This window comes from Leucobacter iarius (genome assembly GCF_039530105.1).
GTDB classification, from domain to species: domain Bacteria; phylum Actinomycetota; class Actinomycetes; order Actinomycetales; family Microbacteriaceae; genus Leucobacter; species Leucobacter iarius.
Genome location: NZ_BAAAOB010000001.1, coordinates 567565 through 591250 on the forward strand (window position 1 = coordinate 567565; position 23686 = coordinate 591250).

General features: G+C 72.0%; 25 protein-coding genes. 19 read left to right on the forward strand and 6 right to left on the reverse strand.

Annotated elements, in window-relative coordinates:
• The first annotated feature begins 89 nt into the window (after positions 1-89).
• From ABD169_RS02490 to ABD169_RS02525, 8 genes are all read left to right on the forward strand, one after another.
• Entirely contained in the window at positions 90-1475 is a 1386-nt protein-coding gene (locus ABD169_RS02490) for a glycine--tRNA ligase (protein ID WP_046455158.1), read from the forward strand.
• A 10-nt stretch (positions 1476-1485) separates the two neighbouring features.
• Positions 1486-2619 (forward strand): CPBP family intramembrane glutamic endopeptidase, encoded by a 1134-nt coding sequence (locus ABD169_RS02495; RefSeq protein WP_344028867.1) that lies wholly within the window; start codon positions 1486-1488, stop codon positions 2617-2619.
• Positions 2612-4006 carry a hypothetical protein gene (locus ABD169_RS02500; RefSeq protein ID WP_344028870.1) on the forward strand — a complete coding sequence of 465 codons (1395 nt, stop codon included), beginning with the start codon at positions 2612-2614 and terminating at the stop codon, positions 4004-4006. Before ABD169_RS02495 ends, ABD169_RS02500 begins: the two co-directional genes overlap by 8 nt.
• A gap of 140 nt (positions 4007-4146) precedes the next feature.
• On the forward strand, positions 4147-4617 hold the full coding sequence (locus tag ABD169_RS02505) for a YtxH domain-containing protein (RefSeq protein WP_344028872.1): 471 nt from the start codon (positions 4147-4149) through the stop codon (positions 4615-4617).
• Complete coding sequence (locus tag ABD169_RS02510; RefSeq protein WP_046455161.1) at positions 4617-5099, forward strand: phage holin family protein; 483 nt, start codon at positions 4617-4619, stop codon at positions 5097-5099. The genes ABD169_RS02505 and ABD169_RS02510 overlap by 1 nt, the downstream gene beginning before the upstream one ends.
• Positions 5096-5353 (forward strand): hypothetical protein, encoded by a 258-nt coding sequence (locus ABD169_RS02515; protein ID WP_344028874.1) that lies wholly within the window; start codon positions 5096-5098, stop codon positions 5351-5353. Before ABD169_RS02510 ends, ABD169_RS02515 begins: the two co-directional genes overlap by 4 nt.
• A 196-nt stretch (positions 5354-5549) precedes the next feature.
• Entirely contained in the window at positions 5550-6335 is a 786-nt protein-coding gene (locus ABD169_RS02520; protein WP_046455163.1) for a uroporphyrinogen-III synthase, read from the forward strand.
• A 68-nt stretch (positions 6336-6403) separates the two neighbouring features.
• Positions 6404-6865, forward strand: a complete 462-nt coding sequence (locus ABD169_RS02525) for a GNAT family N-acetyltransferase (RefSeq protein WP_344028877.1) — start codon at positions 6404-6406, stop codon at positions 6863-6865.
• Positions 6866-6919: 54 nt separating this feature from the next.
• Here ABD169_RS02525 and ABD169_RS02530 read toward each other — a convergent pair whose 3' ends face one another.
• Positions 6920-7357 (reverse strand): carboxymuconolactone decarboxylase family protein, encoded by a 438-nt coding sequence (locus ABD169_RS02530; RefSeq protein WP_344028879.1) that lies wholly within the window; start codon positions 7355-7357, stop codon positions 6920-6922.
• Positions 7358-7551: 194 nt separating this feature from the next.
• Between ABD169_RS02530 and ABD169_RS02535 the strand changes: the two genes are divergently transcribed.
• On the forward strand, positions 7552-7977 hold the full coding sequence (locus ABD169_RS02535; RefSeq protein ID WP_344028882.1) for a hypothetical protein: 426 nt from the start codon (positions 7552-7554) through the stop codon (positions 7975-7977).
• 71 nt (positions 7978-8048) lie between these two features.
• Here ABD169_RS02535 and ABD169_RS02540 read toward each other — a convergent pair whose 3' ends face one another.
• A complete protein-coding gene (locus ABD169_RS02540) occupies positions 8049-8624 on the reverse strand; it encodes a nitroreductase family protein (RefSeq protein WP_084821055.1) in 576 nt (191 codons plus the stop codon).
• Between the two features lie 137 nt (positions 8625-8761).
• Positions 8762-9484, reverse strand: coding sequence for a TetR/AcrR family transcriptional regulator (locus ABD169_RS02545; protein WP_344028886.1), 723 nt, complete (start codon positions 9482-9484; stop codon positions 8762-8764).
• Between the two features lie 124 nt (positions 9485-9608).
• Between ABD169_RS02545 and ABD169_RS02550 the strand changes: the two genes are divergently transcribed.
• Positions 9609-11267, forward strand: a complete 1659-nt coding sequence (locus ABD169_RS02550) for an amidohydrolase (protein WP_344028889.1) — start codon at positions 9609-9611, stop codon at positions 11265-11267.
• A 21-nt stretch (positions 11268-11288) separates the two neighbouring features.
• Positions 11289-12662 carry a TRAP transporter large permease subunit gene (locus ABD169_RS02555; RefSeq protein ID WP_344028892.1) on the forward strand — a complete coding sequence of 458 codons (1374 nt, stop codon included), beginning with the start codon at positions 11289-11291 and terminating at the stop codon, positions 12660-12662.
• 40 nt (positions 12663-12702) lie between these two features.
• Here the strand turns inward: ABD169_RS02555 and ABD169_RS02560 are convergent, their stop codons facing one another.
• Positions 12703-13644 carry an AEC family transporter gene (locus ABD169_RS02560; RefSeq protein ID WP_344028895.1) on the reverse strand — a complete coding sequence of 314 codons (942 nt, stop codon included), beginning with the start codon at positions 13642-13644 and terminating at the stop codon, positions 12703-12705.
• Between the two features lie 9 nt (positions 13645-13653).
• Positions 13654-14589 carry a LysR family transcriptional regulator ArgP gene (locus ABD169_RS02565; protein ID WP_344028898.1) on the reverse strand — a complete coding sequence of 312 codons (936 nt, stop codon included), beginning with the start codon at positions 14587-14589 and terminating at the stop codon, positions 13654-13656.
• A gap of 91 nt (positions 14590-14680) precedes the next feature.
• On the opposite strand from ABD169_RS02565, the gene ABD169_RS02570 reads away from it, so the two are divergent.
• From ABD169_RS02570 to codB, 4 genes are all read left to right on the forward strand, one after another.
• Positions 14681-15295, forward strand: coding sequence for a LysE/ArgO family amino acid transporter (locus ABD169_RS02570; RefSeq protein WP_046455212.1), 615 nt, complete (start codon positions 14681-14683; stop codon positions 15293-15295).
• 109 nt (positions 15296-15404) lie between these two features.
• On the forward strand, positions 15405-16280 hold the full coding sequence (locus ABD169_RS02575) for a CPBP family intramembrane glutamic endopeptidase (protein WP_344028901.1): 876 nt from the start codon (positions 15405-15407) through the stop codon (positions 16278-16280).
• Complete coding sequence (locus ABD169_RS02580; RefSeq protein ID WP_046455229.1) at positions 16267-16776, forward strand: nucleoside deaminase; 510 nt, start codon at positions 16267-16269, stop codon at positions 16774-16776. Before ABD169_RS02575 ends, ABD169_RS02580 begins: the two co-directional genes overlap by 14 nt.
• Complete coding sequence (gene codB, locus ABD169_RS02585) at positions 16773-18110, forward strand: cytosine permease (RefSeq protein ID WP_046455213.1); 1338 nt, start codon at positions 16773-16775, stop codon at positions 18108-18110. Before ABD169_RS02580 ends, codB begins: the two co-directional genes overlap by 4 nt.
• Positions 18111-18306: 196 nt before the next feature.
• On the opposite strand, the gene ABD169_RS02590 is transcribed toward codB, so the two are convergent.
• Positions 18307-19422 (reverse strand): threonine aldolase family protein, encoded by a 1116-nt coding sequence (locus tag ABD169_RS02590; RefSeq protein ID WP_425560940.1) that lies wholly within the window; start codon positions 19420-19422, stop codon positions 18307-18309.
• Positions 19423-19808: 386 nt separating this feature from the next.
• Between ABD169_RS02590 and ABD169_RS02595 the strand changes: the two genes are divergently transcribed.
• Genes ABD169_RS02595 through ABD169_RS02610 form a run of 4 tightly spaced genes read left to right on the forward strand, consistent with a single transcriptional unit; the run spans position 19809 to position 23686 of the window.
• The gene (locus tag ABD169_RS02595; RefSeq protein ID WP_344028905.1) at positions 19809-20801 is read left to right on the forward strand and encodes an ABC transporter ATP-binding protein; all 993 of its coding nucleotides are present in this window, start codon (positions 19809-19811) and stop codon (positions 20799-20801) included.
• Entirely contained in the window at positions 20798-21607 is an 810-nt protein-coding gene (locus ABD169_RS02600; protein ID WP_344028908.1) for an ABC transporter permease, read from the forward strand. The genes ABD169_RS02595 and ABD169_RS02600 overlap by 4 nt, the downstream gene beginning before the upstream one ends.
• A 52-nt stretch (positions 21608-21659) precedes the next feature.
• Positions 21660-22994, forward strand: coding sequence for a sensor histidine kinase (locus ABD169_RS02605; protein WP_344028910.1), 1335 nt, complete (start codon positions 21660-21662; stop codon positions 22992-22994).
• Positions 22991-23686, forward strand: coding sequence for a response regulator (locus tag ABD169_RS02610; protein ID WP_344028913.1), 696 nt, complete (start codon positions 22991-22993; stop codon positions 23684-23686). The genes ABD169_RS02605 and ABD169_RS02610 overlap by 4 nt, the downstream gene beginning before the upstream one ends.

Sequence of the window (23686 nt, forward strand, 5' to 3'; positions counted from 1 at the left end):
TGGCCGCGGCACTAGACTGGAACCGTTGCGCCCCGCGTGAGCGCGCACGTGCCCAAGATCCCCGCTTGCCCCTTGGAGTGATTCCACACATGGCTGAACAGTCCCGCCTCGATAAGGTCATCTCGCTCGCCCGCCACCGCGGCTTCGTGTTCCAGGCGGGTGAGATCTACGGCGGCTCCCGCTCCGCATGGGACTACGGCCCCCTCGGCACCGCGCTGAAGGAGAACATCAAGCGCCAGTGGTGGAAGGCCATGGTGCAGAAGCGCGACGACGTGGTCGGCATCGATTCGAGCGTCATCCTGCCCAAGCAGGTCTGGGAGGCCTCGGGCCACGTGGAGGTCTTCAGCGACCCGCTCGTCGAGTGCCTCCAGTGCCACAAGCGCTACCGCGAGGACCACCTCATCGAGGAGTTCGAGGAGAAGAAGGGCCGCGCCCCCGAGGGCGGCCTCGCCGAGATCGTCTGCACCAACTGCGGCACCCGCGGCCAGTGGACCGAGCCCCGCGCCTTCTCGGGCCTGCTCAAGACCTACCTCGGACCCGTCGACGACGAGGCCGGCATGCACTACCTGCGTCCCGAGACCGCGCAGGGCATCTTCGTGAACTTCGCGAACGTGCTGCAGTCGGCGCGCATGAAGCCCCCGTTCGGCATCGGCCAGATCGGCAAGAGCTTCCGCAACGAGATCACGCCGGGCAACTTCATCTTCCGCACCCGCGAGTTCGAGCAGATGGAGATGGAGTTCTTCGTCGAGCCGGGCACCGACGAGGAGTGGCAGGAGTACTGGATGAACGAGCGCATGGCGTGGTACGTCGGCCTCGGCATCGATCCCGAGAACCTGCGCTTCTACGAGCACCCGAAGGAGAAGCTCTCCCACTACTCGAAGCGCACCGCCGATATCGAGTACCGCTTCGGCTTCACCGGCGGCGAGTGGGGCGAGCTCGAGGGCATCGCCAACCGCACCGACTTCGATCTGTCGACCCACTCGAAGCACTCGGGCAAGGACCTCTCGTACTTCGACCAGACGAAGAACGAGCGCTGGACCCCCTACGTGATCGAGCCGGCGGCGGGCCTCACTCGCTCGCTCATGGCCTTCCTCGTCGACTCCTACCGCGAAGAAGAAGTGCCGAACGCCAAGGGCGGCACCGACACCCGCACCCTGCTGGCGCTCGATCCGCGCCTCGCGCCGGTCAAGGCCGCCGTGCTGCCGCTGAGCCGCAACGAGAAGCTCTCACCGCTCGCGCGTCAGATCGCCGCGGACCTCCGCGACGACTGGAACATCGAGTTCGACGACTCGGGCGCCATCGGCCGCCGCTACCGCCGCCAGGACGAGATCGGCACCCCGTTCTGCGTCACGGTCGACTTCGACTCGCTCGACGACGACGCGGTGACCGTGCGCGAGCGTGACACCATGCAGCAGACGCGCGTGCCGCGTGCCGAGCTGCACGCCTACCTCGCCGAGCGACTGCGCGGCGCATAAGGAGCACACCATGAGCGCCACGGATCCCGCCCTTCCCCAGCAGGATCGGGCGCCGCAGCAACCCGCCTGGGCCTGGGCGCAGCAGTACGAGGAGCACTGGGTCCCGACGGAACCGCTGCCGTTCCACCGGCTGCTGCGGGGCACGCCCCGCTTCAGCTGGTGGAAGCCGCTCGTCGCGCTCCTGCTCGGCGGTGCGATCTACTTCAGCCTGCAGATCCTGATCGGACTCGGGCTCGGGATCGCGCTCGCCGCGCAGGGGGGCGACGTGCTCGACCAGCGGGCGATGGAGCGGTTCCTGATCCCGGACACGCAGAACCCGCTCTCGCTGCTCATCTCGCTCACGGCGATCATCCTGATGATCCCCGTGGTCTGGGTGAGCATGAAGAGCCTGGGCCTCGGCCCGTTCGGGCGCGCCTGGTCGGTGGAGCTTCGGATCCGATGGGGGCTCATCGGGCGCACGCTGCTGCTCGCCCTCGCGGTGGTGGCGGCGCAGAACCTGCTCGGCTTCGCGCTCGAGTTCGCCGGCACGGGGGAGCTCGCGTCGATGACGCCGGCGAAGGGGATCGATCCGACCGCGCTGCTGTGGTCGGCGCTCCTCATCGTCGTGCTGGTGCCCCTGCAGTGCGCGGCCGAGGAGCTCGTCTTCCGCGGCGTGCTCATGCAGGTCATCGGGTCCTGGCTGCGGCATCCCGCGTTCGCGATCGTGGGATCCACCCTGGCGTTCGCCTCGATGCACATCTACGACATCTGGGGTCTGCTCGCGGTCGGCATGATCGGCCTGACCGCCGGTTGGCTCACCTGGCGCACGGGCGGGCTGGAGGCCGGCATCAGCCTGCACGTCGTGAACAACATCGCCGCGTTCGGGTTCATGCTCGGCGGCTTCGGCGGATCCACGGGGCAGGAGGTCTCCGGCGCGGGGCCGATCGCGCTGATCCCGCAGGCGATCGTGCTCGCCGTGTACGCCTGGCTCGCCGATCGCTCCTGCCGCAGGGCGGGGCGTCCGCGCACCCGGATCGATTACGTGATCGAGCGCCGTCCGGTCGCGCCGCCGACAGGCCCGGCCGTTCCGGCCGTTCCGGCCGTTCCGGCCGAAGCCCCGGACGCACCCGTGCCGAACCCCGACGAAGGAGCTCCCCGTGCCTGACGTGCTCGTCACCGGATCCGGTCCGAGCGCGATGCTCGCCGCGCTCGATCTCGCAGAGGTCGGCCTCGCGGTCGAACTCGTGGTCGCGCCGGGCGATGCCTGGCCGGACCGTCCCGAGAGCGACCCGGACGGCGTGATCGCCGCGGCGCTCGTTCGCATCGCCGCACCCGTCTCGCCCGAGCACTCCGGATTCGCCGGAGCGGAGCCGACCTCCGCCCCGCGGACCGCGCCGATGCTGCGGACTCCCGGCGGCGCCTGGTCGCGGCAGGCCGAGCCCGAGGTGCTCGGGATCCCCGCGCAGCCGCTCGCCCGCGAGGTGCAGCAGCTGTTGGGCGGCGGCGGCGCGATCCGGGCCTGGCTGGATCGGCTGACCCCGCTGCTCACCGTCGGCAAGACCCGATCCCTCGGAAAGCTCGTACGGACGCGGATCGGCGCGACCGCCCTGTCCCGGCTCGTCGAGCCCGCGGTCGTGGAGCGCTACGGCGACCGCGCCGACGCGGTCGACGCGGCGGTCGCGGCTCCGGGGCTGAACGAGCTGCTCACCCGCGCCGGATCGCTCACGGGTGCGGCACTCGCATACGCCGATCGGAATGTTGCACGTGAAACCGAGACCGTCCCGACGGGCGGCTGGCTCTCCGCGCGCGCCGCGCTGCTCGAGCGTCTCGCGCTCTACGCCGTCGTCCTGTCCGATGACGCCGCCGTCGTCGCGCGCGAGGGCGACGCCGGGTGGGAGGTCGAGCGCGCGAGCGGAGCGGTGACGCACGCTCGGGGCCTGGTGATCGACGCCGGCGACCGAGCGGGCTGGAACGAGGGAAGGACGCTGCCCGAGACCGGAGCCGCTCACTCGATCCTCGTCGAGGATCAGGCCGGGGCGGACCACTCGGATCTGCCATCGGCCACGGCCGAGCGAGTGCATGCCGAGATCGGCATTGAGGATCCATTCGCCGCCGTGCCGAGCGCGGACGCGCGGGAGGCGGACGGCCTGCTGCTGATCGAGTTCTCGGGCGAGCCCTGGTCGGTGCGGCTCTCAGCGAGCCCGGTGAGCGCGAGCGGCTGGACGGCGCAGCTCGCGGGCCCTCGAGTCGGGCCGAGGGGCGGCGCGGCCGAAGCGGCGGAGCTCGTCCGCCGCCTGGACGCGGTGCTCGCGGAATCCGGGGTCGAACGTGCGCCCGAGGCCGAATGGCGGGTGCGACACGACGTCGCCGCGTTCGCGACGGTGGCCGAGCGGGACGACAGCGATGCGGAGCTCACCGCCTGGCGTGCGGAGGAGCCCGAGCGGATCGCGGTCGGTGCCCGCCTGGTCGGCGGCGACCTCGCCCGGGCGTTCTCGGATGCGGACCGCGAGGCGACCGCGCTGCGGCGTCGGCTGACCGGGATCTCCGACTGAGATCGACGGAGCGACCGGGTCCGGACGCGTGACGCGGGCGATTCCCGGCCATATCTCGAAATCGGAATATGGCTCCGCGTGAATCGGCGCTAGGCTGAGCCAGTGACCCGGTGCGCCGGCACCGAAGTCTGGAGGAAATCGTGAAGGGCAAGATCGCATTCGTCCTCGGAGCTGCTGTGGGCTACGTGCTCGGCACGCGCGCCGGGCGCGAACGCTACGAGCAGATCAAGCGCGGGGCCCAGACCGTGTGGAACACGCCCCCGGTGCAGCGCGGCGTCGAGATGGTGCGCGGCGCCGTCGACGAGCGCGCTGAGGAGGCGAAGCTCTTCGCCCGCCGCGTCGTGGCGGACGTGTTCAGCAGCGTCGGGCGCGCAGCCGCGGGCGGCGCGCAGCCGCGGACCGCCCCCGAGCGGTCGGCTGCGCAGGCTGATGAGGCCGCTCCGGCCGAGACGCGGACCACGGCGTCCGCGCCGAAGAAGACCGGCGGCTCGTCCGCGAAGACCTCCGCGTCGAAGAGCTCGTCGTCCAAGGGAGCCTCGTCGAAGGGCTCCGCGGCCAAGAGCTCCGCGGCCAAGAGCGCGAAGCGGAGCACCTCGGGGCAGGGCGAGTGATGGGCCGCCGCAGCGACCAGGCCGGCACCTTCGAGCTGCTGGCCAAGCTGCCGCAGCAGGTGGTCACGCTGGCGCGGCTCGAGTACGAGAACGCGAAGCGCGAGATCGCGCAGAAGGCGAAGCGCGGAGGCATCGGTGCGCTCGCGATCGTCGTGGCGCTCTTCTTCCTCTTCTGGGCCATCGCGGCCTTCGTCGCAGCGGCGATCGCCGGCATCGCGACCGTCTGGCCGGTCTGGCTCTCGGCGCTCGTCGTCGGCGTCGGCCTCGTGCTGCTCGCCGCGGCGGCGATCTTCGCCGGCATCGCCCTCATCAAGCGGGGGATCCCCGTGCCCGAGGACGCGATCGGCCGGGTCGAGGAGGATCTCGGCGCCATGAGCGAGGTCCGATTCAACGCGTCCGCCGCGCCGCAGGCGCCGCAGACCGACCGTGCGCCTCGTGCGCCGTCGATGCCGAAGCCCGGCGAAGAAGGGAACTGGCGATGACCGAGAAGCAGCACCCCGGAATCGAGGAGGCCGCGGTCGCGCGCGAGGAGCTCTACACGACGCTCGCGCAGCTGCGCGACCGTCTCGACTACGCGCAGCGCATCGACGATGCGGCGGAGCGGGCCAAGGTCCGCATCGCCGAGGAGCGGCGGGAGCGGCCGCTCGTGTTCGTCGCGGGCGTCGCCGCGGTCGCCGCGGTGGCCGGTCTCGCGGTGTGGGGCGTGGCCAAAGCGATCTCGAAGTCGCTGCGCTGATTCCGGTCGGCGTAAGGTAGCCGCCGGATCGCGGCACCGTCAACTGCGCTGGATCACGTTTGCGTTGCGTTCGGGGTCCGGAAGCGCTCGGTTTTGCCTTCCGGTCGAGCCGGGGTAAGAATAGGGGCGCGCAGTCGGTCTTTCGAGACCGGCTTCGGGAGGGGGCCAGAAGGTTTGTTCGGAGTGAGTGGAGCGTATGACGTCTGATGCGAAACCGCTCAGCGGACTCCGAGTGCTCGTCCCCCGCGGTGGAACGTGGGGCGACCTGGTCGCTCGTGCGCTCCGAGAGCAGGGTGCGAGCCCCGTGGTCGCTCCGCTCGTGGACTTCGCTCACACGAGCGAGGAGGAGAAGCTCGTCGAGGCGCTGAAGCTCCTCGAAGCCGGCCACTACGACTGGATCACCGCGACCAGCTCGACCGTGGTCGACGTGCTGGCCTACCACCACACCGTGATCCCCGCGAGCACTCGCGTCGCCGTGGTCGGCGAAGCGACGGCCGCCGCGTTCGAGCACGCCGGCTACCAGGTGAGCCGCACGCCGAGCGAGGAGAACAACACCACCGCAGGTCTGCTCGAGGTCTGGCCCGAGATCGACGAGGGCGACGTGCTGCGCGTGCTGACGCTGCGCTCCGACGTCGCGAAGCCGGTGCTGACCGAGGGCCTCATCGGTCGCGGTCACGACGTCACCCAGGTGGTGGCGTTCCGCACCATCGGCATCCCGGCGTCCGTGCACACGCGCGAGGACGTGGAGTCGGGACGCATCAACGCCCTGCTCGTCGCGTCGGCGAAGATCGCCCGCGAGGTCGCGGAGCAGTTCCCGAATCTTCCGGAGGACACGATCGTGGCCTGCGTCGGCCCGCACACGCATCCCGAGGCGATCGCCGCGGGCCTGCTGCACAACCCGGCGCACGAGCGCTCGGAGCTCAAGCGCGCCCTGATCGAGACGGTGGAGTCCGTCATCGACCAGAGCGACATGCTGGACTGAGACGTTCCTCGGCTCCTCGGCTCGGCGCGGAGTTTGACCCGCGCTTCGATCCCGGCCAGGATCGTCCCGTGTCCGATTCGCCCGCTCCCCTCGAGATCCGTCCCGATCACGGCCCCGCCGAGTACCCCGCGCTCGTCGCGATCTGGCGCAGCGCGGTCCGTGCGACGCACGGCTTCCTCGACGAGGCGGACTTCACGCGGATCGAGCAGGCGCTCGCGCCCGCCTATCTCCCCGCCGTCGCGCTGACGGTCGCCGAGCGAGACGGCCGCCCGGTCGGATTCGCGGGCACGGCCGAGGGCGCGCTCGAGATGCTCTTCGTCGACGACCGTGCGCGCGGCACGGGGGTCGGCAGTGCGCTGTTGGCGCACGTGCGCGCCTCCCAGGGGGTCGTGCGCGTCGACGTGAACGAGCAGAACCCCGGAGCGCACGGCTTCTACCTGAGCCGGGGCTTCGTGCAGGTCGGGCGCAGCGAGCTCGACGGCGACGGGCGCCCGTACCCGATCCTGCACCTGGCGCTGCCGGGCGCCTGAGCGACGGCGGTGCGGGCTGCCCGGCCGACTCGAAGTCCCGGGCGACTCAGCAGGCTACGGCGCGACCCGATACCCGCTGCGGATCGCGACCCGGTTCCACGCACCCATCACGACGGCGAGCCAGCTGACCGCCGACACCTGGTCGGGGCTCAGCGCACCGGTGTCCCACCCCTCGGACGCCGGGACGGACAAGCGGGTGACCTCCTCCGCGAGCGCGAGCGCGGCCTGTTCGACCTCCGAGAAGTACTGCGACTCCCACCAGGCGGGGAGCACGGCGAGCCGGTCGGCGGTCTCGCCGGCCTGCAGCGCGTCCCGTGTGTGCAGCCGGCAGCAGAAGGCGCAGCCGTTGAGCTGGGAGACCCGCAGCTTGACGAGTTCGATGAGCGTCGGCTCCAGCCCGGCCGCGCGGGCGGCCTGCTCGGCGGCCGCGTTCAGCGAGGCGAGCTCCTGATAGACGGCGGGGTGCTGCTTGCCGATGTTCACGCGCGACATGGGAGGATCTCCGTTTCCGTGAGGTGAGCGCTCGTCCGCGCCGGGGTCCGGGCGGATCGGGGACTTCCGCCATCCTCGCACGGCGTTGCCGGACCCGCGCGGTCGCATCCGGAACCGGCATGTGCGGCCTCGGTTCCGTCGCTGCGCTGCGCGCCCCCTGGCCTTCGGGCGGAATCCGGGGCAGACTCGAAGCCATGGCGAGAATCGAGGTGCATCCGGACCGTGTGGTCGTCCGTCTGACGGCGTCCGAGCGGGCGTTGGCGTTGCGCCGGCGTGACGTGGTGATCAGCCGCGAGGCGATCACGTCGGCGGTCATCACCGACGATCCGTGGGTGTGGCTGCGCGGCGTCCGCGCCTTCGGCGCCCACCTGCCCCGACGTCTCGCGCTCGGCACCTGGCGCAGCCTCGGCGGCCGCGATTTCGTCGTGGCGCGCAGCGGGCGTCCGGCGATCGTGATCGACCTCGACGCGCCGAACGGAGCCGAGACCGAGCCCGGCTGGGTCGCCGAGTACGACGACTTCGCCCGGGTGATCCTGTCGACCTCGCACGCGAGCGAGCTCATCACCGCGCTTCGGCTCAGCGACGGCGACGACGTCTTCACGGCCGACACCGACGACTGACGGAATACCGGGCGGACGCGGAACGGGGCCGCACCGGCGCAGCCGGTACGACCCCGTTCGAGGACGCGCGATCAGTCGTTGCGGATCACGAGCTCGTCGAGCTCGATCCGCTGGCGCGGGGCGACCTCGCGCTCGCGCAGCGGCTCGGGCAGCTGCGCGGGATCGGCGAGCTGGCCGACGGCGGCGACGGAGATCGGCTGCAGGCGCTCGGGCAGATCGAACGCGGCGCGGATCCCGTCGCGGTCGAAGCCGCCCATCTGGTGCACGTAGAGGCCTTCGCTGTGCGCCTGCACGGCGAAGTGCGCCACGGCCTGGCCGAGGTCGTAGACGGCCCAGGGGCGCTCGTCACCCTCGGCGGTCACGGTCTCGGCGATGTTCACGATCAGCGCCGAGGCGGAGCCGGCCCAGGCCTGGTTGAAGCCCATCAGGTTCTCGCGGATCTTCTCGTAGCTCTCGCTGCCGCGGCGGGCGACGATGAAGCGCCACGGCTGGGTGTTGCTCGCGCTCGGCGCCCAGCGGGCGGCCTCGAGCGCGCCGCGCAGCGCGCCCTCGGGGAGCGCGTGGTCGGCGACGAAGGATCGGGGGCTCCAGCGCTCGGCGATGGTGTCGAGCACGGGGGCGCTGGTCTCTGCGGTGCGCGGGGTCATGGGGTCTCCAAGCGGGATCGGGTGGGCGGATCGCATGCGACGCGGCTGCGCCGCCCGTGGTCCGGGGCGCGGCTTCATCGGCGCCGGAAGAACAGAACACCCCATTCCGGCGCGCTATTCCCGTCTGTGACGGAGGATTACCCGGAAATTTCCCGAGACGACGCCGAAGCCGGGTCCGCACCTCCGGGCACGCCACCGGTCTCGCCGATGGCTCGGAGGCCCGCCACGAGCGCCCGGAGGCCGAACTCGAAGGTGCGCTGCGCGGGGGTGATCCCCGCCGCCGAAGCTGCGGCGCGCGCAGCGGCCTCGGTGCGCAGCAGCGCCGGGGCGCGCTCGGGCTCGTGCACCGGGCGCAGGTTGTCGGGCGGTGTGAGGCCGTCGAGCGCCGAGCCGATGATGAAGGATTCGAGGGCGACGAGCGCGGGCACGATCAGGTCGGACGGGTAGCCGTCGCGCTCGAACGCGGCGACGATCCGCTCGTAGTCCGCGATGGACTCGGGCTCGCCGTCGATCGGCAGGGTGGCGAGGGCGGCGATGAGGCCCGGGTGCCGACCGAAGGCCTCGATCGAGGCGCGCGCCCACGGCAGGATCGCCTCGTGCCAGGGCTGCTCGTCGAAGCCGTGGGTGCCGAGGCGCAGGGTGATCTGGCCGCGCATGGCGGCGATGAGCGCGGCCTTGGTGGGGAAGTAGTGGTGCAGGGCGGAGGGCTGCACGCCGAGCCTGCGCGCGAGGGACGCGAGCGAGAACTCGGGCCCGTTGGCGTCGGCGAGCTCGAACGCGGCCTCCAGGATCCGCTCGTGCGAGAGCACGGCGGTGCGCGGTCGGCCGACGCGGCGCGCGGGGCCCTCCGATTCGCTCATACCCTCGATCCTCCCAGATCCGTGCGGCGGCGGCACCCGCTTGCGCAATTAATTGAATCATCGTAAATTAATCCCGGCGAAGCGGACCGCGACGCCGCTCACGCGACGACGGGCGAGGAGAGACGTGTCGACGAGGACTGCGGACATCATCATCGAGGGTGCGCGCGTGCGCACCATGCTGCCGGGCGATTTCGACGGGGGAGCGCCCCGATCCATCGCGATCGCGGGCGGCCGGATCCTCGGCGTCGGCGCCGCCGATGCGGTGCGGGAGGCGTTCCGCGGATCGGGCACCCGCATCGACGACGCGGCCGGCCGCACCGTCACTCCCGGCCTCATCGATGCGCACCTGCACCCGATCCAGGGGGTCGACATCGTGCAGGGCGTCGATCTCGGCGGCCTCACCGATCTGCGGATCGTGCTCGATCGGCTGCGCGAGGAGGCCGCGCGCGTGCGCCGCGACACCGTCGGCGGTTGGGTGCGCGCCTGGAACCTCGACTACGCCGCCTTCGAGGGGACGCGCATCGCCGCCGCCACGATCGACGAGGCGCTCGGCGACGTCCCCGCGCTGCTCTACTTCTTCGACGTGCACACCGCGCTCGTCAACACCGCCGGGCTCGCCGCGGCCGGCATCACAGGTGCGCGCACCTTCGAGGACACCTCCGAGGTCGTGGTCGACGCGGACGGCCGCCCGACGGGCGAGCTGCGCGAGGAGAGCGCCTACGCCGACGTGCTCGCCGTGATCCCGAAGCTCAGCCGCGAGGAGACGCTCGATACCGCGCGGCGCACCCTCGCGCTCATGCGCCGCTCGGGTCTCACGGGCGGCGCGATCATGGACGGCAACACCGGGACCCTCGACCTGCTCGAGGCGCTGGACGCCACCGGATCGGGTCTGCCGGTGCGCATCGTCAGCGCGGTCGACGTGAAGCCCGCGGCGGACGCCGAGGAGCGAGCCCGACTCATGGCCCAGCGCGACCGCGGCGGCGACCGGTGGCGCGGCGGGATGATCAAGCTCTACGCCGACGGCGTCATCGACTCGGGCACCGGCTGGCTCTACGAGCCCGACACGCACGGCGAGGGCACGACCCCGTTCTGGGCAGATCACGACGCATTCGTGCGCGCGGTCGCCGAGTTCACCGCGGCCGGGTTCCAGATCGCCACGCACGCGATCGGCGACCGCGCCGTGGGCGAGACGATCTCGGCCTACGAGGCGGCGGGCCTGCGCGCCGCCGGCCGCCCGACGCACCGCATCGAGCACCTCGAGTGCCTCGATCCCCGCGACATCGCCCGCCTCGCCGCCACGGGCGTCACCGCATCGATGCAGCTCATGCACATGCAGTGGCGGATCCCCGACGGCAGCGACGCCTGGTCGGAGCGCCTCGGCCCGGATCGCGCGAAGCAGGCGTGGAACGCGGGATCGGTGCTGCGCGCCGGCGCCCCGCTCGCGCTCGGCTCCGACTGGCCGATCGCCGAGCTCGACGCCCGCGTCGGCCTCGCATGGGCGATGCTGCGCCGCACGCCGGGCGACCGGGACGCGCACGTGTACGAGCCCGAGGAGCGCCTCACTGCGCTCGAGGCGCTGCACGGCTACACCCGCGGCGCCGCGCTCGCGCAGGGCGACGACGACCTCGGCGTGATCCGCGAAGGAGCTCACGCCGACCTGGCGGTCTGGGAGGAGGATCCCGCGCTCGTCTCCGGCGACGAGATCCTGCACCTCCCCGTCACCACCACCTACCTCGCCGGCGTCCGCGACGACGCCCCGACCTCGGCCGCGCGCGCCGAGTAGCCCGAACGGAACACCCCTCAGATGCAGAACACCGCTCTCGCCCTCCTCCCGATCGTCACGATCCTGCTCGTGTCGGTCTTCACCCGCCGCACCCTGCTCGCGCTCTTCTGCGGCACGGTCGTCGGCGCGCTGCTGCTCAGCGGCTTCGGCTTCGTCGATTCGTGGATCGGCTACTTCGGCACCTCGATGAACGACGAGACGGTGCAGTGGCTGCTGCTCGTCGTCGCGCTCTTCGGCATGCTCATCGCCGTGTTCAACGCCTCCGGCGCCGTGCGCGACTTCGCGCTCTGGGCCGAGCGCTTCGTGAACTCGCGCCGCCGCTCGCTCGTCGCGACCTGGCTGCTCACCATCGTGCTGTTCATCGACGACTACCTGAACGCGCTCACCGTCGGCACCTCAATGAAGTCGGTGACCGACCGCTACGGGGTGCCGCGCACCATGCTCGGCAGCATCATCAAGATGACGTCGGCGCCCATCGCGGTGCTCATCCCGTTCTCGACCTGGGCCGTGTTCTTCGCCGCGCTGCTCGAGAAGGACGGCGTGACCGTCGGCGGCAGCGGCATGGGCGCCTACATCCAGGGCCTGCCGTTCGTGTTCTTCGGCTGGATCGCGCTCATCATCGGCCTGCTGCTCGCCCTGGGCGTGCTGCCCGCGGTCGGCACCCTGCGCGCCGACGTGCGCCGGGCGCGCGAGACGGGCGACACCCTGCCCGCCAACACTACCGACGAGGAGCGCGCGTTCGAGCAGGCCGGCATGCAGGGCGACGCGCCCAGCCGTCCGCTGCCGTTCGCGTTCCTGATCCCCATCGCGACGCTCGTGGCCGTCACCATCGCGAGCGGCATCGACATCGTCAAGGGATCGGCCGCGGCGCTCGTCGTCGCGATCGTCATCTCCCTGATCCAGCGCCGCCTCACGTTCCGCAAGGTGCTCGACCAGGCGTTCGAGGGCATCGCGAGCATGATGTTCGTGATGGTGCTGTCGGTGCTCGCCTTCATGGTGCAGCACATGAACATGGACCTGAAGCTCGTCGACTGGGTCATCGAGGTCACCCAGCCGCTCATGACGGGCGCGCTGCTCCCCGCGATCGTGTTCCTCGTCTGCGGCATCTACGCCTATGCGACGGGATCCTTCTGGGATCTCGCGGCGGTCATCACGCCGATCGTGCTGCCGCTCGCCATCGCCATGGGCGTCGACCCGATCCTCGCGGGCGCCGCGGTGTTCTCGGGTGCGGCCTTCGGCTCGACCACCTGCCTGTACGGCGACGGCATCATCCTCGCCTCCCGCTCGGTCGGCGTGAAGCCCGTCAACCTGATGACCGCGATCCTGCCCTACGCGGGCCTCGCGGGGGCGCTCACCTTCATCGCCTACCTCATCACGGGCTTCGTCATGGCGTAGGGCCGCCGATCCCGGTCGTTCCCGCTGCGAGCGGCCGGGATCAGCCGCCGCCGAGCAGCCAGGCGATCAGCGCGATGACGGGCAGCGACGCGAACGTCGTGACGAACACGATGTCGCGCACGATGGTCTCGGCCTTCCCGTAGGTGGCCGCGTAGTTGTAGACGTTCTGCGCGGTCGGCAGCGCCGCGATGACGGTAGCGACGAACAGCTGGTGCGGCGGGAGCCCGATCGCGACGCCGAGCCCCCAGGCGATGAGCGGCATCGCCAGCACCTTGAGCGCGGTCGAGACGAGCACGAGCCGCACGCCGGTGCCCGGCTGCAGCGCGCGCTGCCCGTGCAGCGAGATGCCGAAGCTCAGCAGCACCATCGGGATCGCGGCGCCGCCGATCATCTCGAGCGGGGCGAGCACGAGCTTCGGCACCGGAACCGCGAACAGCGCGCACAGCACCCCGGCGAGGCAGGCGATGATGATCGGGTTGGTGAACGCCCGACCCACCGCGAGCAGCACGCCGCGGACGCCCGAGCCGCGAGCGCGTCCGGCGCGCGTCGAGTCGAGGATCGACAGGATCACCGGTGCGTACAGCGCGAGCTGCACGATGATGAGCGGGGCCACGTAGGCCGCATCGCCGAGGATGTAGACGGCGACCGGCAGGCCGAGGTTGTTGGAGTTGACGTAGCCCGATCCCGTGGCGGCGAGCGTGGTCGTGGCGAGGTCCCGCGGGAACCAGACGCGCGAGATCACGATGAACGCCGCCGCGACGACGAGCGCCGCGATGGTCGTGACGAGGATCACGGGCGAGCGCAGCACCGAGATGTCGCTCCGGTGGAGCACCGTGAACATGAGCGCCGGGGTCGCGACGAAGAACGCCACCCGGTTGAGCGTGAGCCGCTGATCGCCGCGCACGACCCCGAGGCGGCCGGCCAGGTACCCGATGCCGATCACGCCGAGGATCAGCGCGAATCCCTCGAGCACTCCGGTCATGCGGCCAGGCTATCGGGCGGTGCCCGGGGCGGGCGCGGGGCCCGGTGCCGTGCCCGCCTGCGATCCGAGCGCCGCCGCGGCCTCCTCCGCGATGATCGCGCTCAGCCGGTCGAGCACGGGGGAGCGCAGGTTCCAGCGCTGCCAGTAGAGCGGCAGGGCGACGGGCCGGCCCGGATCGAGCTCGACCACGCGGCCGTCGGCGATGGCGTCGCGGCACTGCAGCTCGGGCACCATGCCCCAGCCCATGCCGAGCTCGATCGCCTGCAGGAACTCGGCCGACGACGGGATGAAGTGCCGGGGCGGACTGAGGGGCGCCCGCGTGTGCCGACGGATGAAGCGCTGCTGGAACACGTCGTGCCGGTCGAACTCGATCTGCGGCGCGAGGCGCAGGGCCTCGGCGGTGAGCCCGCCCGCGAAGTGCTCCGCCGCGAAGTCGGGCTCGGCCACGGCGAGGTAGCGATCCACGACCACGCGCGTCGAGCTGCACCCGGGCACCGCCTCCTTGGTCGACGTGAGGCCCGCCATCGCCGCGCCGCGGCGCAGCAGCTCGGTCGAGACGGTCTCGTCGGCGCGCAGCACCTCGAAGCGCGCGTCGGTCTCGCGGGCCGCCCGGGCGAGCGCCGGCACGACCCAGGTCGCGAGCGAGTCCGCGTTGACGACGAGCGGGATCGCGGTGCCGCCGCTCGGGCCGCCCGAGAGCTCGCGCGCGACGTCGTCGACGATGCGCTCCAGCTGTCGCGCCGCGCGCAGCACGGCGGCGCCGGCCTCCGTCACGGCGATGGGGCGGGTGCGCTGCAGCAGCACGGATCCGGTGCGGCGCTCCATGCCGCTGAGGCGCTGGCTGATGGCCGACGGGGTGACGTGCAGCTGTCGCGCCGCGCCCTCGAGGCTGCCCTCGTCGACGATCGCGGCGAAGGTGCGCAGGTGCTCGACGGGGAGGTCCATGCCTGCATCTTAAGCAGAACTGATGCAGCATGAGAATCATGAGGCACGCTCAAGTAGCGTCGAGCACGGTCCCAGCCCTAGCGTCGACTCCATGATCCTTCCCTTCCTCGTCGGCATCGGCAGCGGGCTCTCGCTCATCATGGCCATCGGCGCGCAGAACGCGTTCGTGCTGCGCCAGGGCATCCGCCGCGAGCACGTGCTGCCCGTGGTGCTCATCTGCGGGCTCACCGACGCCCTGCTCGAGCTCGCGGGCGTCGCCGGCATCGGCTTCGTCGTCGAGCGCGCGCCGCTCGTGCTGGAAATCGTGCGCTGGGGCGGCGTGCTGTTCCTGCTCTGGTACGCCTGGACCGCGTTCCAGCGCGCCCGCAGGCCCGAGGTGCTCGTCGCGGGCGAGGGCAGCGGGGGATCCCTGCGCCGCACCGTGCTCGCCTGCCTCGCGATCACCTGGCTCAATCCGCACGTCTACCTCGACACGATGGTGCTCATGGGCTCGATCGGCAACGCGCAGGGCGACCCCGGCAAGTGGTGGTTCGTCGCCGGCGGCGCGCTCGCGAGCATTGTCTGGTTCGCGCTGATCGGCTACGGCGCCCGCGCGCTCACCCGCTTCTTCGCGACGCCGAAGTCCTGGCGGATCCTCGACGGCGTCGTGGCCGTGACGATGCTCGTGATCGCCGCCCGCCTCGCCTTCGGCGGCATCGGGGCGTAACCGCGCGGAACGTCGCGAATCCGATGCTCGCCGCGGCGCCTGTGCGCTCGCTATTCTGAGCGCATCGGGCGGCGCGCTGCCGCCCATGACGCGTCGATGGGGGAGAGCGATGGTCGAGCTGGGGGAGCGCGCCGGAACGAGCGCCTGGTCAGGATTCTGGAACCGCGGGAGCTGGTGGAAGGCGCTGCTCGCGGCCGCGGTCTACCTGGCGCTCTACGAGGGGGTGAGCCTGCTCCTCGGACTGGCCTGGGGCGCGGACGTCGACCCGAATCCCTTCGCGAACGCGCAGAGCGTGCTCGTCGCGCTCGTCGCCCCGCTGATCGTCGGCGCGATCCTGCTCGTCGCGTTCGTCGCCTCGCTGCGCTGGTTCCCCGCGCTGTTCGGCCGGCAGCCGATCCGCGGCGGCCGGTGGATGTGGATCGCGGTCGTCATCCTGCTGCTGCCGATCGCGCTGCGCCTCATCGGCATCGACTACGGCTCGTACGCCGCGGGCGTCGTGCCGCTGACCTTCCTCGCGGGCCTGCTCGTCGGCTTCACCGAGGAGCTCCTCACGCGCGGCATCGCGGTGAAGATCCTGCGCGACGCGGGGCACGGCGAGCTCGCCGTCGCCGTGATCTCCTCCGCGCTGTTCGCGCTGCTGCACTCCGTCAACCTGCTGACCGGGCAGCCGATCGGGACGGTGCTGCTCACCATCGGCTACGCGTTCGCCTTCGGGGTGCTGATGTACCTCGTGCTGCGGGTCACCGGGTCGCTCATCTGGCCGATCATCATCCACGGCTTGACCGACCCGACCACCTTCCTCTCGACCGGCGGTATCGACGTCGCCGCGAGCGGTCCCCAGAACGCGCTCCTCGTGCTCGCCGGCCCGTTCAACTTCGTCATCATGGCCTTCGCGGTGATCGCGCTCTGCTGCATCCGGGGACGCGTCGGAGCGACCGGTGCGGCCGGTCGCGGCCGGTACGATGGGATGCATGCAGCTGAATGAAGACGACCGCCGATTCCTCGACCTCGCGATCGAGCAGGCGAGGATCGGCTGGGACGAGGGCGGCGTGCCCATCGGCGCCGCGCTCGTGCACTTCGGCGAGAACGGACCCGAGGTGCTCGCGGTCGGCCGCAACCGGCGCGTGCAGATGGGCAGCGCGATCCGCCACGGCGAGACCGACTGCCTCGAGAACGCCGGGCGCCTCCCCGCGAGCGTCTACCGCAACAGCGTGCTCTACACGACCCTGTCGCCCTGCACCATGTGCGCCGGCACCGCGATCCTCTACGACATCCCGCGCATCGTGATCGGCGAGAACCGCAGCTTCGAGGCCTCGGAGGAGTGGCTGCGTTCGAAGGGCACCGAGCTCGTCGTCGCCGACGACGCCGCGTGCGTCGACCTCATGAACCGCATGATGACCGAGCGCCCCGAGATCTGGGCGGAAGACATCGGCGTCGAGACCGCCGACCTCGAGGGCGCGGCCGGCGAGGCCCGCGCGTGAGCGCCGGCAGCGTTCACGAGCAGCAGACCACGACGGAGCAGCCGGGATCGACGCCGATCGATCCCGACTACCCCGTCACGCCCGTGCCGCCGCACGCGCGCAAGGGCTTCTTCTCGCTCATGGTGGTGCTGCTCGGCTTCACCATCTTCACCCCGACCATGCTCGCCGGCGCCGCGCTCGGCAAGGCCTTCGGCCTGAGCGAGCTGCTCGTCGTCATCGCGCTCGGCTCGGCCGTGCTCGGCACCTACGTCGCCGTGCTCGGCTGGATCGGCGCCCGCACCGGCCTCACCACGGTCGTGATGGCCCGGTACACGCTCGGCACCCGCGGATCGAAGCTCGCGTCGATCCTGCTCGGCGGCACCCAGATCGGCTGGTACGGCGTGGTTGTCGGCACCATCGGCGCGCTCACCGCGCAGGCCTTCGGCTGGGAGTCGTACGGCGCGAAGGCCGCGGTCATGATCGTCGTCAGCGCGCTCATGTGCGCGACCGCCGTGTACGGCTACCGCGGCATGTACTGGGTCTCGCTCATCTCGACGCCGCTCATCCTGATCCTCGCGTTCTGGGTGATGTTCCGCTCGCTCGACGAGGTCGGCGGCTGGGCGGGCCTCGCCGCGATCCACCCCGACGGCTCGATGCCCATCGCGGTGGCCGTCACCGCGGTCGTCGGCACCTTCGTCTCGGCGGGAACCCAGGCGCCCAACTGGACCCGCTTCGGCCGCAGCGGCGGCCAGGCCGTGATCGCCTGCGTCGTCGGCTTCCTCGTCGGCAACGGCCTCATGATCTTCTTCGGCGCGATCGGTGCGATCACCTTCGGCGAGGGCGATTTCGTGCTCGTGCTGTTCAACCTCGGCATGATCGGCTGGGGCCTGTTCCTGCTGTTCGGCAACCTGTGGAAGTCGAACGCCGACGCCGCCTACTCGTTCGGCGTCGCCGGGGCCGAACTCTTCAACCGGCCGAGCAAGACCCGCTTCGTGATCTTCGGCTCCGTCATCGGCACCGTGCTCGCGCTCGTCGGCGTGCACGAGCACCTGCCGCAGTACCTCGGCCTGCTCGGCACCTTCATCCCGCCGCTCGGCGGCGTGATCATCGGCGACTACCTGGCCCGCTGGCGGCGCACGCAGATGCCCGAGGGCGAGGCGCTGCCGCGCTTCAACTGGGTGAACCTCGGCGTCTACGTCGTGGCGTGCGCGGCGGCCTGGGTGTCGGGCCAGTTCTCCTTCGGGATCCCGCCGGTCATCGGCATCGCGGTCGCGCTCGTGCTCAGCGTCGCGCTGACCCGCTTCGGCCCGCAGCGGCCGCTGCAGGGGCTGACCGAGGCCATCGACCTCGACTGAGCGAGCGCGCCCTCGGGCGCGGGTGCGCTCGTGCCTGCGGCCGTGCTTGTGATCGCGGAGTCCGGGTTGGATCCTGCATGCACCTCATCGAGAGGACCCGAATGCACCGTTCCTCCCGCGAAAGAGGTGCATTCGGGTCCTCTCGAGGGTGAGAGTCGGCGCGGCGCCCGGGTTCTCCCGCGATGATCCCCGCGGGCTACCCCGCCAGCAGCGCCAGGAGCGCGTCGACGTCCTCGGGGTTCGTGTCCCAGGCGCACATGAGGCGGAACAGGCCCGGGCGTCCCGGCCACTCCGAGAACGCGTAGCGCGTGCGCGCCCGCTCGGCCGCGGCGGCGGGCAGCAGCGCGAACACCCCGTTCGACTCGACCGGGAACGCGAGCGTGAAACCGGGATCCTGCGCGCCGAGCGCGGCGATGCCGGTCCCGAGCCGAGCGGCCATCGTGTTCGCGTGCGACGCCGAGCGGTGCCAGAGGTCCCCCTCGTAGAGGGCGGTCAGCTGCGCGGAGGCGAAGCGCATCTTCGACGCGAGCTGCAGATTGATCTTGCGCAGGTACGGCATGCCGGGGGTCGCGCCCGGCCGCAGCACGATCACGGCCTCGGCGCCGACGAGGCCGTTCTTGGTGCCGCCGAGGCTCAGCAGGTCGGCGCCGGCCTCGGCGGTCGTCGCCGCGAGGGAGGTGCCGAGATACGCGGACGCGTTGCCGAGCCGGGATCCGTCGACGTGCAGCAGCATGCCGTGGGCGTGCGCCTGCTCGGCGAGCGCGGCGACCTCGTCGGCGGAGTAGGAGGTGCCGAACTCCGTCGACTGCGAGATCGAGACGGCGAGCGGCTCGGCGCGGTGCTCGTTGCCCCAGCCCCAGGCCTGCTGCGCGACGAGCTCGGGCGTGAGCTTGCCGTCGGGCGTCCCGACCGTCAGCAGCTTGAGCCCGCCCGTCTTCTCGGGAGCGCCGGTCTCGTCGGTGGCGATGTGCGCGGTCGCTGCGCAGATGACCGCGCCCCAGCGGGGCAGGGCGGCCTGCAGCGCGAGCACGTTCGCGCCCGTGCCGTTGAAGACGGGGTACGCCTGGGCGGAGGTGCCGAACAGCTCCTTCGCGAGGCCCTGGAACCGGGCCGTCCACGCGTCGTCGCCGTACGCGGGCGCGTGCCCGACGTTCGCGGCGGCCAGCGCGGCGAGGGCTTCGGGATGGGCGCCGGCCCAGTTGTCGGACGCGAAGCTCGCCGGATGCGCGGCGGGATCGGTGCTGATGGGGGCGGCGGCGGTGGAGGGGGCGCTCGGGCTGCTCTGCGGGGCGCTGTTTCGCGGGTCGGTCACCTCGTCAGCCTAGCCCCGGCGCCCGAACCGACGCGGCTGCCCCGATCCGCCCCGGCCTCAGCCTTGGCCCCGGCGCCCCGCCTGCGGGAGGCACCCCGGGGCACGACCGGTGGACGCTTTCCCGACGACTGGACGCCATCTTTCCGTGATATTCGGCGTCCACTCGCCGGGAGAACGTCCACCGGTCGGCAAGGCATCCACCGGTCGGCAAGGCGTCCACTCGTCGGGAGAACGTCCACTGGTCGGGAAGGCGTCCACTGGTCGGGAAGGCATCCACTCGGCGGGCCCCGGCCGGCACGCATCCACCGACCGGTGGATGCCGGGCTCGCGAAAGATCAGCCGGTCGGGCGCTGCCGCCGGGCGGCGCGGGCGGTGATCCTGGAACCATGAGCAGAACCGGAACATCCAGTGGGGGCAGCGCGCCGGCCATCGCCGTGCGCGGCCTCGGCAAGCAGTACGGCGGGCGCCCGATCCTCGACGGCGTCGATCTCGAGATCGGGCGCGGTGAGACGTACGCGCTGCTCGGGCCGAACGGGGCGGGCAAGAGCACCACGATCGAGATTCTCGAGGGCTTCCGCACGAGCGGCGGCGGCAGCGTCAAGGTGCTCGGCGAGGACCCCGCGAAGGCGGATCGGGCCTGGCGCGCGCGGATCGGGATCGTGCCGCAGACCACGGCCGAGTTCGGCCCGTACACGCCGCGCGAACTGCTGGAGCACCACCGCCGCTTCTCGCCCGACCCCCGCGGCGTCGACGAGGTGCTCGAACTCGTCGGACTCACCGAACAGGCGAGGATCCGCGCGCCGAAGCTGTCGGGCGGGCAGCAGCGCCGCCTCGACGTCGCGCTCGGGATCATCGGCGGGCCCGAGCTCGTGTTCCTCGACGAGCCCACCACGGGCTTCGACCCCGAGGCGCGGCGGCAGTTCTGGAGCATGCTCGAGGGCCTGACGGCGACGGGCACCACGATCCTGCTCACCACCCACTACCTCGACGAGGCCGAGCGCCTGGCCGACCGGGTCGGCGTGCTGAACGGCGGACGGATCGTCGCCGAGGCGCCGCCCGCCGAGCTCGGCGGTGCCGAGCAGCGCATGCCGATCGTGCGGTGGCGCGAAGAGGGGCGCGTGCTCGAGCGCCGCACCGAGCGGCCGGGCGAGCTGATCGCGAGGCTCGTCGCCGCGGCCGACGGCGAGCCCGACTGGCTGGAGGTGATCCGGCCCTCGCTGGAGGACGTCTACCTCGGCCTCATCGGCGCCTTCCGCGCCGACGGCGCCGACGCCGACGCCGACGGCACCGATACCAGCGGCACCGACAGCGCCGGCACCGACAGCGACGACGCCGACACCGACGGCACCGGAACGACGCGGCAGGAGGCCGGAGCATGAGCGCCATCACCATCGGATTCGCCCGGATCCGCTTCGAACTGCTGGGCTACTTCCGCAGGCCCGACACCGTCTTCTTCACCTTCCTGTTCCCGCTGCTCATGCTCGGCATCTTCGGCGCGGCCTTCTCGTCGCTCGGCGACGTGGGGGCGAAGCCCGACGGCACGGGCGGCGTCAGCATGGCGGCCTACTACCTGCCCGGCCTCGTCGCGGCGGGCATCTTCCTCTCGGGCGTGCAGAACCTCGCGATCGACATCGCCGGCGAGAAGCACGACGGCACCCTGAAACGCCTCGGCGGCACACCGCTCCCGCCCGCGAGCTACTTCATCGGCAAGATCGGGCTCACGCTCGTCACCGCGATCCTGCAGGCTGCGCTGACCATCGCGTTCGGCGTCGCGGTGTTCGGGATCGCCCTGCCGAGCGATCCCGCGGCCTGGGGCACCTTCGCCTGGCTGTTCCTGCTCGGGATCGCGACCATGTCGCTGCTCGGGATCGCGCTGTCGGCGCTGCCGCGCAGCGGACGCTCCGCCACCGCGGTGGTGCTGCCGATCGTGCTCGTGCTCCAGTTCATCTCGGGCGTCTACCTGCAGTTCACGGCGCTCCCGAGCTGGCTGCAGAACATCGCGAGCGTCTTCCCGCTGAAGTGGCTCGCGCAGGGCATGCGCGCGGTGTTCCTGCCCGAGCACTTCGCGAGCGCCGAGCCGTCGGGCGGGTGGGATCTCGGCCTCGTCGCGCTGATGCTCGCGGTCTGGCTCGTGGTCGGTCTCGTCGGCGCGCTGCTCACCTTCCGGTGGACGAAGCGCTCGTGATCCGAGCACCCGGGCGGTCCTGCGGGGCCGCGGTGCGTGAGAGAGTGTCGGCATGATCGAAACCCTGCGCTACCCCAAGGCCCTGCGCTGGTGGGACCTCGCGGTGGCGGGGGTCTCGATCTTCGTCGCGTACGCGCTGATCGGTTCGCGGATCATGGGGGATCCGTCGATGCAGGGCTCGTGGTTCTGGGTCGGCGCAGCGGCCTGGGCGGCGCTCGTCGTCGTCTACCTCGTGATCGGCCGCACCGCGCTGCTGCGCTCCGCGCTCGATCTGCCGGCGCGACCCGCCGACGCCGCCTTCGTGGTGGCGCTGGTCGCGGCCACCGCGCTCGCGACGAGCGCCTACCCGGGTCTCGCCGTGATCCAGGCCGTCGGGTATCCGATGATCTGGGTGCTGCTGCGACGCTATCCGGCCGCGGTCGCGGGGAGCATCGCGCTCGCCGCCGCGGTCGGTGCGGGCATGTGCGTCTCGTCCGGCCGCATGGGCGACCCGCAGCCGTGGATCGGATCGAGCGTCACCGCGCTGCTGTCGCTCGGCTTCGCGATCGCGCTGGGGACCTGGATCTCGCGGATCTCGCACGAGGGGGAGCGGCAGCGGCGGCTCGTCGCCGAGCTGACGGAGGCCCAGCACGAGGTCGCGCGTCTCTCGACCGAGGCGGGCGCCTCCGCGGAGCGCGAGCGGCTCTCGCGCGAACTGCACGACACGCTCACCCAGTCCCTCGCGGGGCTCGTGATGCTCTCCGAGCAGGCGGGGCGCGCGCTCGACGCCGGCGAGACCGAGCGCGGACGCGAACGCATCGCCCGGGTCGAGGCCGCGGCGCGCGGGGCGGTCGCCGAGGCGCGGGCGATCGTCGCCTCCGGGCGCCCGGTCGGCGACGGCGGCCTGGAGGCGGTGCTCGTGCGTGCCGCCGAGCGGCTCGCGGAGGACTCCGGCCTCGACGTGCGCTGCGACTTCGACTCGGCCGCGCCGCTCGGGCGCGAGCAGCAGGTCGTGCTCCTGCGCGTCGCGCAGGAGGGGCTCTCGAATGCGCGTCGCCACGCGCGCGCGACCTCGGTGCTGGTGCGCCTGCGCGGGCTCTCGGGCGACCGCGTCGAACTCGCCGTCGTCGACGACGGGGTCGGCCCGATGGGAGCCGGTCCAGGCTCCCCAGGTCCCGGCGCAGCCGCTGCGGACCCGGCCGGCACCGCGGACCCGGCCCCGAGCGGGCAGGCGACGTCGGGCGAGCTCCTCAGCGGCTACGGCATCGCCGGCCTGCGCGAGCGCGTCGAGCTCGCGGGCGGCGAGCTCGTCTTCGCCGCCGCACCGGGCGGCGGATCCCAGCTCATCGCGCGGATCCCGACCGGGGTCGCGCTCGCCCACGACTCCACGGACGGAGCTCCCGCATGATCCGGATCCTCGTGGTCGACGACCACCCCATCGTGCGGTCCGGGATCGTCGGCCTCCTCGAGGCCGAGCCCGACTTCGACGTGGTCGGCGAGGCCGTCGACGGCGAGACCGCCCTCGAACTCGCGGCCGCCCTCGAGCCCGACCTCGTGCTCATGGACCTGCGCATGCCCGGCATGGGCGGTGTCGAGGCGACCCGCAGGATCCTCGCCGACGCGCTCGCCGCCGGTGCCAAGCGGCGCGTGCTGGTGTTCACGACCTACGAGAGCGATGACCGGATCCTCGCGGCGATCTCGGCCGGTGCGAGTGGCTACCTCGTGAAGGCCGCGCCCGCCGAGGAGCTGCTCGCCGGGGTTCGCGCCGCGCACGCCGGGCAGACGGTGCTGGCGCCGGCGCTCGCCGTGCAGCTGGCGCAGGCGCTGCGCGGGCAGCTGGATCCGGCCGGATCGCGGGGCGTCGGGCAGGCGCCCGGCGTCGACGCCGCCGGCGGCGGCGATCCCGCGCCGCGCCTCACCGCGCGGGAGGCCGAGATCCTGGCGCTCGTCGCGGCGGGGTTCAGCAACCCGGGCATCGCGGAGCGGCTCACCATCGGCGAGTCGACGGTGAAGACGCACTTGCTGCACGTCTTCGAGAAGCTCGACGTGTCGGATCGGACGCGCGCCGTGACCCGCGCGATGGAGCTCGGCCTCATCTGA